General features: G+C 46.9%; 11 protein-coding genes. 3 read left to right on the forward strand and 8 right to left on the reverse strand.

What is annotated here, in order from left to right:
- Window positions 1-14 precede the first annotated feature (14 nt).
- The 5 genes from G459_RS0107880 to G459_RS0107900 form a co-directional block, all read right to left on the reverse strand.
- The gene (locus G459_RS0107880) at window positions 15-323 is read right to left on the reverse strand and encodes a hypothetical protein (protein ID WP_026967162.1); all 309 of its coding nucleotides are present in this window, start codon (window positions 321-323) and stop codon (window positions 15-17) included.
- Window positions 324-392: 69 nt separating this feature from the next.
- Complete coding sequence (locus tag G459_RS0107885) at window positions 393-1604, reverse strand: ATP-binding protein (RefSeq protein ID WP_026967163.1); 1212 nt, start codon at window positions 1602-1604, stop codon at window positions 393-395.
- 181 nt (window positions 1605-1785) lie between these two features.
- Window positions 1786-2745: a YihY/virulence factor BrkB family protein gene (locus tag G459_RS0107890; RefSeq protein WP_026967164.1), complete on the reverse strand. Its 960-nt coding sequence runs from the start codon at window positions 2743-2745 to the stop codon at window positions 1786-1788.
- A gap of 220 nt (window positions 2746-2965) precedes the next feature.
- Window positions 2966-3502: a TlpA family protein disulfide reductase gene (locus G459_RS0107895; protein ID WP_026967165.1), complete on the reverse strand. Its 537-nt coding sequence runs from the start codon at window positions 3500-3502 to the stop codon at window positions 2966-2968.
- 42 nt (window positions 3503-3544) lie between these two features.
- Window positions 3545-4204, reverse strand: a complete 660-nt coding sequence (locus G459_RS0107900) for a metal-dependent transcriptional regulator (RefSeq protein WP_026967166.1) — start codon at window positions 4202-4204, stop codon at window positions 3545-3547.
- A 103-nt stretch (window positions 4205-4307) separates the two neighbouring features.
- On the opposite strand from G459_RS0107900, the gene G459_RS0107905 reads away from it, so the two are divergent.
- The gene (locus tag G459_RS0107905; protein ID WP_084454420.1) at window positions 4308-6641 is read left to right on the forward strand and encodes a TonB-dependent receptor; all 2334 of its coding nucleotides are present in this window, start codon (window positions 4308-4310) and stop codon (window positions 6639-6641) included.
- 342 nt (window positions 6642-6983) lie between these two features.
- On the opposite strand, the gene G459_RS0107910 is transcribed toward G459_RS0107905, so the two are convergent.
- The 3 genes from G459_RS0107910 to sdaAB are packed head-to-tail and all read right to left on the reverse strand — an operon-like array spanning window position 6984 to window position 10366.
- A complete protein-coding gene (locus G459_RS0107910) occupies window positions 6984-8300 on the reverse strand; it encodes an efflux RND transporter periplasmic adaptor subunit (RefSeq protein ID WP_026967168.1) in 1317 nt (438 codons plus the stop codon).
- A 3-nt stretch (window positions 8301-8303) separates the two neighbouring features.
- The gene (locus G459_RS0107915) at window positions 8304-9650 is read right to left on the reverse strand and encodes a TolC family protein (protein ID WP_026967169.1); all 1347 of its coding nucleotides are present in this window, start codon (window positions 9648-9650) and stop codon (window positions 8304-8306) included.
- A gap of 38 nt (window positions 9651-9688) precedes the next feature.
- Window positions 9689-10366 (reverse strand): L-serine ammonia-lyase, iron-sulfur-dependent subunit beta, encoded by a 678-nt coding sequence (gene sdaAB / locus G459_RS0107920; RefSeq protein ID WP_026967170.1) that lies wholly within the window; start codon window positions 10364-10366, stop codon window positions 9689-9691.
- 165 nt (window positions 10367-10531) lie between these two features.
- On the opposite strand from sdaAB, the gene G459_RS27060 reads away from it, so the two are divergent.
- Together G459_RS27060 and G459_RS0107930 are read left to right on the forward strand one after the other, a co-directional pair.
- Complete coding sequence (locus tag G459_RS27060) at window positions 10532-11335, forward strand: aminotransferase class IV (protein ID WP_051315125.1); 804 nt, start codon at window positions 10532-10534, stop codon at window positions 11333-11335.
- A 128-nt stretch (window positions 11336-11463) separates the two neighbouring features.
- The gene (locus G459_RS0107930; protein WP_026967171.1) at window positions 11464-13107 is read left to right on the forward strand and encodes a sodium/sugar symporter; all 1644 of its coding nucleotides are present in this window, start codon (window positions 11464-11466) and stop codon (window positions 13105-13107) included.
- Window positions 13108-13109: the final 2 nt, after the last annotated feature.

The following is a 13109-nucleotide window of genomic DNA, read 5'->3' on the forward strand; positions in this document are numbered from 1 at the left end:
CAATCGCCCTCTTCTCAGTACACCTCTTGGATGTACTTTCTCTTGAGGAAATCTGCAATCTTCATTTCGAAGCGTTGATAGGGCGGGAGAATTGCACTTATGAAACCTATCAGGGCTGATACAAAAATGTTAGGGCAACAGGCATCAACGATGATCTCGTCTTTGTGAAGGCTGATTTGGGCGCCGATTACGCATGATTCTCGCACAATGATGCTTTTTTGAGGTTTGGAGTCAAAGGCATAAACGGAATAACCGGGGAATCGACTCTTCAAAGTTTGAAGCAAATCGCTGAAGTCAGGTACCTGCGTGGCTTGAACTATCATAGTTTTTTCGTCTGTCAAATCTCAAAATAGGGATAAATATTGGAGTAGCTGGAGGTAGTAGTAGAACGACTATAAACTGTCCAGCCTGTGAAACGGCAGTACCCTTACCTTATATCCGTCCTGATCAAATTCATCTTCCTGCCCAAGCGTAATCAAAATACCTTCTTTTTTGTCAAAAAACTTCATTGCTTCCCATAATCCATCGAGTTCCCTTTTGAGGTTCTCGGAATTTAACTCGTAGCAGACTTGCACTAACTCCACCAAACCCTGCCTTCCAAAAACGACCAAATCACATTCGTTTTTCTCAGAGAAATAATAGATTTCGGGATATGCTCTGCGGAAATGCAAAAAGACCATATTCTCAAATCTTCTTCCAAGATCTTCCGAAAATGATCTGGAATTGGACGTAACCAGCCCAGTATCAATGGAATAGACCTTTTTAGCATTGATCAGTTGCTTCCGTTGGGAATAGCTAAACTTGGGAATAAAGAAGAACAACCAGCTCTCCTCCAAGTAAGAGAAATATTCCATTACCGTGCTGGTTGCCTTGAATTCCAAAACCTTTCTTAGGTTATTGCCGGATACTAGTTTGGCTACATTGGATACCAGGTAGATCGCCAGATTCTGCAAAGATTTCACATCTCTTACGCCGTACCTGATTGCTATATCCCGCAGCAATAGATCATCAAATAATTGATGAAGTAATTCGGGTCTTCCGGTCTTCAAGTACTCCGGAAATCCACCTAAACTCAGATACTCGGAAGTACTTTTGGAGGACTTGGTCAGCTTTTGAAATTCACAGAATTGATCGTAAGAAAATGGGAAAAGTTCCGTGGAGAGATGTCTGCCGGTAAGTTTGGTGCCCAGTTCTTTGCTTAACAATGATGCATTGGAACCTGTAATTACGATCTTGAAATTCTCGAGGTCCAGTTTTTGGCGAACAAACCTTTCCCATCCTTCTACCACCTGAACTTCGTCCAAAAACAGGGAGGTTCGCTCCTGTTCGGTTACGAGTTTGTCTATTTTTTGAAAGTCCTCAACAGTAAAACCGTATAGCCTTGGGTCTTCAAAATTGAGATAGAAAGCATCTGGGTATTGATTTTTGAGTAATTGAATTAAAAGTGTGCTTTTTCCACACCGGCGAATTCCTGATATGATAAGCGCATGGCTTTGGATCAGAGAAATGCTGTTTAGTTCCTTCCGGATTAATCCCAAGGATCTTTGCTGAAGATTTTCTTTTTGGCTCAAAGCCACTTCCTGAAGCAAGTCCTTGGATATCATAGCCAGTTTTTAATTCAAAGCTACAATAATGTTGTTTACCGAACAACATTATTATTGTTTAATAAACAACAATATGAAAGATCTTCCCGCCTATCAAAGCAAAAACACATACCTATATTCCACCCCTGAATAGTTCCTTATCCCATCATTTGACCGTCTTTGCGGGAACTGGAGGTTGCCATTAGGCTGAGGGCTTATCCTCTTCTGCGACGTTATCTGCTCCTTTCTCGACAATGATTTCTTTTTCGACCACCTTCATCGCAAAATCCTGAGGATGCATTTCGCTTTCATATTTCTCCGTATAGATTCTGGTAAATGCCGCCCCGAAGAATAGGATAAGGCAGGAATAGGATACCCAAAGTAGGATCAACACAACGGAACCGGCGGCACCATAGGCAGAATTGGGATTGGCAGCTCCAAAGTAGATACTCAGCAATATCTTGCCTAGGTTGAAAAAGAGCGAGGTCATAAATCCTCCCAGCCACACCGAACTCCACTTGATCTTCATATCGGGCATAAATCTGAAAATCAGAACAAACAAAAGCCCCAAGACGAAAGTCGACAAGCCAAACTCAAAGAATTGGGCTAAATACACCAGACCGGGTTCCCAAAGCCGGGAGAGAAATCCGCTCAAGACCGTCAGAGCTGTGGACACCACGAAACTGATAATCAGCAAAAAGGAAATGACCATCACGAAACCCAAACTCAGCGCCCGATCCTTGACCAGCTTCCAAATCCCGGCATTCGGGTCCACTTTGACACTCCAGATCTCATTCATCGAGATCTGAAGCTGGTAGAAAACACCGGTCGCCCCAAAGACCAGGATTGCTATTCCCATGATCGTAGCGAAAAGGGACTGGTCATCCTTTCGGGAATTCTCGATGATCTCCACCACCGAGTTGGCGGCATCCGGGCCAATAGCATCCGAAATCTGCTGTGTGATCTCGCCCTGCACGATCTCAGTGCCCCAAAAAGCACCGACCGAATTGATCACCACGATCAGCAAGCCAGGCAACGACAATACGGCGTAGTAGGCAACCACAGCGCCCAACCTCCAGGGATTGTTTTTGTTCCAAAGTGTAAAAGTCTCCTTAAAAAGCTTGGGAAGGTGTTTTACTTTGAATCCTTGTTTTCTTGCCATAAAAGTGATTTTTCAACTGTTTGCTGGGCAAAAAAGGAGCCAAGAAAGAGCGCTCAAAGAATTGATGGCGGCAGAGGAGTTGCGCTGAAAAATAAATGAGCCTCCAGGCTCAACAGTAGTATTTATGTCAATGGGAGTGGCGAGCACTTCGGATTTGTCGACATGCCGATTGTCTTAGTCTTAGTCCAGAAATCTGTCACCACTGTCGAAATGAATTGTTTCAATTTTCCAGTTTCTTTATCTCCTCCTGAAACCATTGCAAAGATTTGATCTCGGGAACAATTGGTCCAGTATACTTGGACTGAAGTACGCCGTTTTTTATAAAAAAATGAGTTGGCGATGATCTCACTCCATATGTTTCTTCAACTTCTTTCCGGCTCAAAGAGATGTTTGTGTATCCAATTTCCCCAAATTTTTCATGGTACCGCTTGATCTTATCAGGGCTGCTCATACAAAATCCCAAGAAAACTATGTTCTCATTTCCTTGATAAGACTCTGTGACTTTCTTTAAGTACGGCTCCTCCTGTCTGCAACCCGAGCAACCAACAAACCAGATATTCACGACGACGATTTTGTCAGCTAATTCGTCTGAACTGATTGAGTCACCATCAATAGTCACGTAGTCAAATTCCGGAAAAATAGAGTTGTCAGGAGGACCCTGAGGTTCAAATCCAGAACTTTGGCCGTAAGAATTGAAGCAAAAAATAAAAGCGAAAACAGTGAGGGATTTTCTAAGAGTCAAAACTATACTGACCATGTAAGGGATTGGATTTTCAAAATTTTACCTAAAATAGCAATTTTACTCCAAAACCCTCACCAGCAGCCTTTCTGACACTTTTTCGCTCAATGTCTCCTGAGAATGAGATTCGTAACTGACCACCAGACTCTGGTCGTAGGCCTCTCTGGAGAGGATCTTCAGCTGGGTTCCCAAGGCCAGCTTTCTGCTGTTCAGAAACTCCAAAAACTCAGTCGATGAATTGGTCAAAGCAGTAAGCTGAACAGTCTGGCCCGGCTTGCAGGTGGACAGCGGTGTGTAGGAAAACTCCTGCATCCGGCCCTGATTGTCAGGAATCGGGGATCCATGTGGATCAATGGTCGGATGTCCCAGCATCTCGTCCATCCGGTCAAAGAACTTCGGCGCGTGTATATGCTCGATCTGCTCGGCTACTTCATGCACTTCCTCCCAGCCAAAGCCCATCTTTTTGACCAAGAACATCTCCGTGAGTCGGTGTTTCCTAACGATGAGCGCTGCTTCTTTTTGGCCTTTTGGGGTCAGTGTGACCGGCTTATATTTTTCGTAAAGGACCCAATCGCTCTTCTGTAGGCTTTTTACCATGCTGTTTGCGGTAGGCATGCTGACGGCCAGACTATGGGCCAGATCGGAGATGCTGACTTCGCCATGGGAATTGGAAAGATTGTATAAGGCCTTGAGGTAATTTTCTTCTGTGAAGGAAGCCATGAGGTAAATTTTGATCCGGTCAAAAATACGACAACGTATATTAGAAAAACAAATTTGTTAGAATGATCTAACTTATTACTTTTGCATATCTAATATCATTCAGATGACCCTTCTATCAAGAACATACTTTTATAGTCAACGAACCGGAAAGGCCGGTAAGTGGATCTGCCGAATTCTTTTGACCGCCCTGATATACTTGTTCTTTTGGCCACAGGTTGCTTTTTCCCAACATAGCCTGAAAGGCAAAGTGCTTTCTCCGGCAGGCCCCTTGGAATTTGCCAACGTGGTGATTAAAGAGAAAGGAGTAGGAGCGATCACAGATAGTTTAGGGAGATTTGAGATTAAGGATCTGGAGGCAGGCGATTATCTCATCCAGGCGTCCATGATTGGATTTGCTTCGGAATCCAGACGTGTTTCGGTCCCAATCTCCAAAGGCGAGTTCATCTTTGAAATGAACTCACTGGATGGATCCCTGGACGAAGTGGTGGTCAGCGGGACGATGCAGGAAGTATCCAAGCTCGATAGCCCGGTGCCTGTGGATGTGTACAAATCGATCTTTTTCAAAGCCAATCCTACGCCTTCACTTTTTGAATCTCTACAAAATGTCAACGGGGTCAGACCCCAGATCAACTGCAACGTCTGCAATACCGGTGACATCCATATCAACGGCCTGGAGGGCCCCTACACGATGATCCTGATCGATGGGATGCCCATTGTCAGCGGCTTGGCGACTGTCTACGGCTTGACTGGCATTCCCCAGTCGCTGATTGATCGGATCGAGGTGGTCAAGGGGCCTGCGTCGACGCTTTATGGCTCAGAAGCAGTGGGAGGCTTGATCAATGTGATCACCAAAAGAACCGAGTTGGCGCCGGTGTTTTCGGCCGACGCATTCGCGTCGGGCTGGGGAGAAGTCAATACAGATCTAGGGGTGAAAAGCACTTTTGGAAAGAACGTCCAATCCCTGACCGGCGTGAATCTCTTTTGGTACGACAATCCGATTGACAACAACGGCGACGGCTTTACAGACCTGACCTTGCAACAGCGGGTTTCAATTTTTCAAAAATTCCAGATTCAGCGAAAAGCCGGGAGGGCTTTTACCATGGCTGGACGGTATGTGAATGAAGACCGCTGGGGAGGACAGATGGAATGGACCGAGCAGGATCGGGGAGGAGATCAAGTCTATGGCGAAAGTATCAGGACCCGTCGCTGGGAGACTTTTGGCGTCTACCAGCTGCCGGTGCCGGGCAATGTCAGTTTTCAATATTCAGTAAATGGACACAAGCAGGACTCGTACTACGGGGCGACTCAGTTTGTCGCAGATCAGAAGATCGCCTTTGGACAGCTTACCTGGATGAAAGAAAGCGGAAAAAACAATCTACTCCTTGGCACAGCCTATCGCTACACTTTTTACGATGACAATACGCCAGCCACGGCTCATAACGGAACAGAAAACTTTCCTTCGGAGATCCATCTCCCGGGCGCTTTTGCCCAAAATGAGTTCAAGATCAGCCCCAGCCAAAGCCTACTCGGAGGAATCCGCTACGACTATAACAGTCTGCACGGAAGTATTCTTTCTCCAAGGTTAAACTACAAGTTGGTCTCTGCCGACAAGAGCACGGTCTTTCGATTTTCCGTGGGAAATGGTTTCCGTGTGGCCAATGTCTTCACCGAGGACCATGCAGCCTTGACGGGAGCCAGGGAAGTGGTTTTTGCGGAAGAACTTGCTCCTGAAAGAAGCTGGAATACGAATCTGAATTTGGTGAAAAAGATCTATTCCGACAGAGGAAACTACTTCGGGCTGGACGGATCGGTGTTTTACACCTATTTCACCAACCGGATCGTGCCCGACTATGAGACGAATCCCAACCAAATCATCTATGCAAATTTGGATGGAAATGCGGTTTCCAAAGGCGTCTCGCTGAATCTGGACGCAGCCTGGAACTCCGGACTCAAGGTGATGGCGGGAGCCACGCTGATGGATGTGAGCTTGGATGAGGATGGGCAAAAAGTCCGTCAGCTGCTTACTGAGCGATTTTCAGGGGTGTGGACGATTGGATATGAGATTCAGAGTTTGGGATTGACCGTGGACTACACCGGCAATGTCTACAGCCCGATGCGTCTTCCGCTGTTGGGAGAATTGGACGATCGCGCGGAGTATTCACCTTGGTACAGCATTCAGAATATCCAGCTGACCAAAGCTTTTGGGGATCGGTGGGAAATCTACGGAGGTGTCAAAAACCTGCTGAATTTCACTCCTCCGGCCAACAGCATTGCCCGGGCATTTGACCCTTTTGACCAAGGAGTGGAGTTTGATTCAAATGGCCAGGTGATTCCAACGCCCGAAAACCCGAATGCGCTGACCTTTGATCCGACTTATGTGTTTGCTCCCAATCAGGGCATCAGGGGATTTTTTGGGGTGAGGTTTACGATTTTGTAAGTGGATAAGAGTCCCGTTGCGGCGACTCACCCTTAGGAGGATTGAAGTTTCATTTTGAGCAACTCCCCCTTTGTAAGGGGGAAGGGGGGATTTCTTAATTTGATCATGGATTCCGGCTCTTCCCAACTCAAAGAGCCTCCAGTTCTTATCCTTTTTCTTTTCATGGTTTACGTTTTGTGTAAACCTATTCTAGGACAAGACAGGCCCTCAAAATCTCCGAAATGGAGATTGAACTTCTATTCAGGCGACTCCTCCTTTTGAAAAGGCGTCGGATTCTATATAGCAAAAAAGAAAAAAGCCCGTGTCGAACGACACGGGCTTTTACAATTATCAGTGGTTAAGTTATTTCGCAGGGGTGGCCGGTTTGGCCGCAGCTTCCGCTTTCTTCACCAAATCTCCTTCTTTCAAATCCTTGCTCACGATGAAATACGGGCCCGAGATAATCTCATCGCCTTCCTTCAGGCCTTCCAGAATCTCGATGTTTTCATAGTCAGAGATTCCGGTTTTGACCGCTCTGACCTTCGCCACGCCGTTTTCGCTCACGAATACCAACTCTTTGTTTTTGGTGGTGCCACCGGCGAGTGTATCTACTTGTGTTTCGCGGGTAGTCACCGCAGCGAGTGGAATCGCCAAGGCGTCATTTTTGGAAGTGGTAAGAATCTCCACAGAGGCCGTCATCCCAGGACGGAAAGGATATTTATTTCCTTCCGCTACCAAGTCTTGGTATGAGCTATTGAGGATTCTGATCTTCACCTTGAACTCCGTTACCGCGTCTGCTGTGGTCTTGGTGTTAGCGGTATTGGCGATGCTGGTCACGACGCCCTTGAATTTTTTGCCCAAAGCAGAGTAGGAGTCCACGTCGATCAGGGTGGTGTCACCCAGACTGAGGCGTACAATGTCATTTTCGTTCACATCCACTCTGACTTCCATCTTCGAAAGATCGGCGATTGTCATCATCTCGGTACCGGCCATCTGCTGGGTTCCAACGACCCGTTCGCCTTGCTCTACCAAAAGACTGGAAACGATACCAGAAACTGGAGAATTGACGTTAGTCAGACGGAGATTTTCCGCAGCTTCGTTGACCGAGGCCTGGGAACTTTTGACGATGAATTCGGAAGCAACGACGTTTTGCTTGGCTGCTTCGAGATCTTTCTCGGCGGAGATGTAGTTTGCTCTGGCAGTTTCAAAATCGGCATCAGAGATTGCTTTTTCCTCATAGAGACGCTTCTGTCTGTTGAAGTTCAGCTCGGCTTGGGTAAACTGTGCCTCGGATCGCTGGAGCGCAGCTTTGGACTGAGACAGATTTGCCATTTGCTGGTTCAGGTTGGCGCGTGTTCGTTCCAAGGCTGACACGAAGTTGTCGGGGCGGATCTTCACCAGCAACTTGCCCATGGCGACGGAGTCACCTTCTGCCACGTTAAGCTCGATGATCTCACCCGCTACGTCTGGAGAAAGTTTGACTTCGACCTCAGGCTGGATTTCTCCGGAAGCACTGACTTTTTCGATGATCGAGGTCTTCTTCACCGTCGCAAATTCGACTTCTGTCTCTTTTGCCCCGCCGATCCATCCGGCAGACCTTCCGATGATTGCAATGACGATGATGAGTCCTACTGCTCCCAGCAGGTAATACAAGAGTTTGTTAGACTTTTTAGCAGCCATGATTTAGTTTAAGTTGATGGGGTTACCGAGATAAAAATCAAGCACTTTTACTCTGAAGATGTACGTATATTTTGCATTGAGCAAATCAGCCTGCGCATTGAACAGGTTGTTTTGCGCTACCTGGAAATCCACTGAATTGATCGCTCCCAAGTCAAAACGCTGCTGCGCGATGCGGAAGGTTTCCTGTAGACTATTCACTCGGATGACAGAGGCCTTGTAGGATAGATCTGCTGCCAGCGCACTGTTGTAGGCAGTTTCGACATTCTGACGCAGCAGGTTTTTGGCTTCCAAAGCTGCGACTTCCTGGATGGCCGTCTGCGCGCGGGCTCTCTGAAGTCCAGACTTGTTTGCAAAATTGGTGAAAATTGGAATGTTCAGACCGAAGTCTACACCTTGGGAAAGATTACTTTTAATCTGCGTGTTAAAGCTAGGAAGATCTGTTCCAAAAGCAGAATTGGCATAGTTGGTGAAGATGCTTCCTCTCAATGATAGGGTTGGGTAGTAAGCTCCCTTGGCAATCTTCTCCTGATATTTCGCGCTGAGGATATTTGCCTCTGCAGCTTTAATTTCTGGCATAATTCCCACAGCTGCTTCATAAATTTCCCTGCTGGTCTCGGCGGCCATCAATCCTTCCTCCATTTCGAATTCCGGCTCGATCACCGAAAAATCCTCTGTAAAGGGAATTTGCATCGATTGAGCTAAAGCAAGCTTTGCACTTCGATAGCTGTTCTGCGCATCGATTACTGCGAGTTGATTCGTAGCGTTTTGAGACTGAAGATCAAAATAGTCAGACATGGGAAGCGAGCCCGCGTCTACCAGCTTCTTGGTTCTTTGCATCTGCTCGGTAGTGGTGCTAAGTTGATTTTCGGCAATTTTTACCTGCTCACGATTGAATACCACATTGATGAAATTGTTGATCACCGTCAGGGTGATGTCGTTTCTGGTGGCTTCGAGATTGTGAAGACCTGCTTCCAAATCTACCTTAGATTTAGCAATGCTATTATGGATACGTAAGCCATTAAAAATCGGCACACTTGAGGCACCCTGAAAATTGATGACAGAAATCCGATTGTTTTCGTAAAGACTGGTTACGGGGTTGAGTGGCCGGCCCCAATTGACACCGTAGCTAGACCCAGTACTTAAAGACGGATATCGCTGGCCTTTACTTTGAAGCAAATCGGCTTCAGTTATTTGTTGATTTAACTCTGTTCTCTTCAAAGTCAAATTGTTGTTGATCGCGATATCTACTGCGGTCTGCAGATCGTAGGGGCCGGGAGGGAAACTGTCCTGGGCTCTTGAAGTAAGAAGCAGCCCAAAAAACATTAGAAATAGCGTAAAAATCTTTCTCATAGGGAGTAGTTGGTTTTTTGTCAGGGTTATTATTTGGTTTACAAGTCGATATCGGGGATGTAGATGAGCTGAGAGACCCAAGGCAGGGATCTCAGATATTGGGTAGTGATCTCCCGGATTCCAGAATCCATCTCGATCACATGGCAAGCTACGTCGTTTTTGCCTTTTCGGGAAACAGACATCGTCGCGATGTTGGTCTTTTCCTGGGCAATCACCCCGGAGATAAAAGCAATGGCACCAGAGATGTCTCCGGCTTTGATGATCAGCGTATGATTTTGGGCGGAAAAGTTGGCGGTAAAACCGTCCACTTCTGCGATGTTGATCACTCCGCCACCGAGACTCTCACCTACGACTTCAATCTGCGTTTCACCTTTTCTCAGGTTCAGCTTGATCGTGTTGGGATGGTGGATGGAGGAGTTGCCGATGGATTTGAATTTGTAATTCAGTCCAGTCTCGGCTGCGATCTCCAGCGCATTCTTGATCCGGGGATCGTCCGTCTTGAAATCCATCAATCCACCCAAGATCGCCCGGTCGCTTCCGTGACCTTCGTAGGTTCTCGCAAATGAATTGTAAAAGGTAACGCTTACCTCGTCGGGAACTCCACCCAAGATGCGGATGGCCGCGCGGGCGATTCTGACCACTCCGGCGGTATGAGAAGATGAGGGTCCGATCATCACCGGTCCGATCATATCAAATACACTACTTTTGTTTGCCATGGGGACTTTTTAACCAATTTTGGTGCTAACACTTTTCCTGACTCAAGAATAAGTTATTTTTTGTATTGTTTCGGCATTCCGGAGCGTTAAAGGAGCTTTTGTTTGCTACTTTTAACACCTTCTTTATTGAACAAATTTTATATCTGATCGAATCCGAACACTTTTATGAGCGAAACTGATACAGTTTACATCTCTGAGTCCAAGACGGGCATTTGGAGAGAAGCCTCCGAGTTTCCGATCCCCAACCGCGCGATGAATTTTGGTGACGGCTTGTTTGAGACGATGGTCTTTGATGGAGACAAGATTCGATTCTTTGACTTTCATTTGGACAGACTCAGACTTGGAATGGATACCTTAAAGATTGAGGGCTATTCCCCGGCATTTGCAAAGCTGGAGGACCGGATCAAAGATAAGTTTGCGGGTCAGCGCCTTCGAGTCCGATGGAACGTCTTTCGAAGTGGAGCTGGGAAGTTTACCCCGGAGAATAATGATTCAGTCCAGACGCTACACCTTCAGGATCTATCGCCTGTGCCTCTTGTCAAACAGCAGGCTTCATTTTCAGAGCAGATCGCGCTCTATCCGTATCCCTGGAGCTCCTGCAAGACACTCAATGCGTTGCAGTATGTGCTGGCGGCCCAGGAAAAGAAAGAGCGTGGCTTGGATGAATTGATCCTGATGGATTATAAGGGGAAAGTAGCCGAGGCGAGTATGGCCAATATCTTTTGGAGAAGGGGAAAGAAAGTCTTCACGCCAGCACTGGAATGCGGCTGCATTGCCGGAGTGGGTAGGAGGGCTATTCTGGAAAAAATCCCCCGACTGGTGACACAGGGAGTATTTGGGTCCAATGAGCTTCTGAGTGCCGATCAAGTCTGGGTTTCCAATGCAACGGGCATTAGTTATTTGGAAAAAATCAATTCTTTGGAATTTTCTACTGAGGCCTGGGAGCCACTCGAAGGAATTTTCGATTAAATCCAAACCTGTATATTTTTTTGGGCTGACCTTTAATTCAAACCCTTATATTTATCGACCTTAAAACGTAAATTTTAAACTACAAAACACTTAACATTACCCAAAAGCCACCATCTTAACCCTATTGTATGCTATTAGAACCCATTGACCTTGTTGTTTTCTTTGGCTATTGCTTCCTGATCATCGGGATGGGCCTTTTTGTCTCCCGCGAGAAGAAAGGCCACGTCAAGAATTCCTCCGATTACTTTCTTGCTTCCAAAGCTCTCCCATGGTGGGCCGTCGGCGCTTCCCTCATCGCTTCCAATATCTCGGCGGAGCAGTTCATCGGGATGTCAGGTTCGGGCTTTGCGCTTGGCCTCGCGATCTCTACCTATGAGTGGATGGCTGCGGCCACGCTATTGGTAGTAGCGATTTTCTTCCTTCCTGTGTATATCAAGAAGGGGATCTACACCATGCCGGGATTTCTCCTGGATCGTTACGATACCCGAGTCCGCACCACGATGGCTGTTTTCTGGCTGTTGCTGTACGTGTTCGTCAATTTGACCTCGGTCCTTTATCTCGGTGCCTTGAGTTTGAATACTATCCTGAACGTGCCGATGACCTATGGCATCGTGGGTTTGGCGTTGTTTGCGATGCTTTATTCCATCTATGGTGGATTGAAGGCGGTAGCTTGGACGGACGTAGTACAGGTGGTTTTCTTGATCGCCGGTGGATTGGCGACGACTTACATCGCCCTGCAAATGGTCGGAAGCGGCGACGCTTGGGAAGGTCTGGGTATCTTGAGAAGGGAAGTTCCCGGCCATTTTTCCATGATCTTGGACAAAGGTGAAATGATGATTCCTGACGGGAAAGGCGGCACAAGAGACGCCTATGGAGATTTGCCTGGTCTTTCTGTACTTGTTGGCGGGATGTGGATTACCAACTTGAGTTACTGGGGTTTCAACCAATACATTACCCAGCGTGCGCTGGCAGCAAAGAGCTTGGATGAAGCCCAAAAGGGGATGATCTTCGCAGGATTTCTAAAGCTCCTGATGCCCTTGATCGTGGTAATCCCGGGGATCGCCGCTTTGGTGATTGTCAACAACGGAATAGACACCGGATTTATCGATTCGATGAAGGACCCGGTGACCGGTATCATCAAGTCCGACCGTGCTTATCCTACATTGCTTCAGGTGTTGCCATCAGGTTTGAAAGGTTTGGCGTTCGCAGCATTGACTGCGGCAATCGTTTCTTCACTGGCATCCATGGCCAATAGCACCTCCACTATCTTCACCATGGATATTTACAGCAAGTATTTCGGTAAAAACGCCTCTGAATCCAAGCAGGTGAAGGTAGGCCGAATCACCGCGGTCGTGGCGTTTATCATCGCTGCGATTGTAGCCCCAGCATTGGGTCAATTAGATCAGGCGTTCCAGTTCATCCAGGAATACACCGGATTCATCAGCCCGGGAGTATTTGCGATTTTCTTTTTTGGGGTTTTCTGGAAAAAGACCACCTCAAACGCCGCCCTGGTCGGTGCAGCCTTGAGTATTCCGCTTTCTGTGGTGCTCAAGATCGCCTTGCCGGAACTGCCATTTATTGATCGAATGGGTTATGTCTTTTTGATCTTGGCAGCGTTGATGATCATCATCAGCTTGGTGGAAGGCAAAGGAAAAGACCATCCAAACAGCATTGACGTCAATGCGGACCTTTTCAAAACCAGCACGGGATTCAAGATCGGAGCGATCTTGATTGTAGGTATTATCGCAGCACTTTATACTATTTTCTGGTAAAC

It is taken from the genome of Algoriphagus terrigena DSM 22685 (genome assembly GCF_000429445.1).
Taxonomy (GTDB): Bacteria; Bacteroidota; Bacteroidia; order Cytophagales; family Cyclobacteriaceae; genus Algoriphagus; species Algoriphagus terrigena.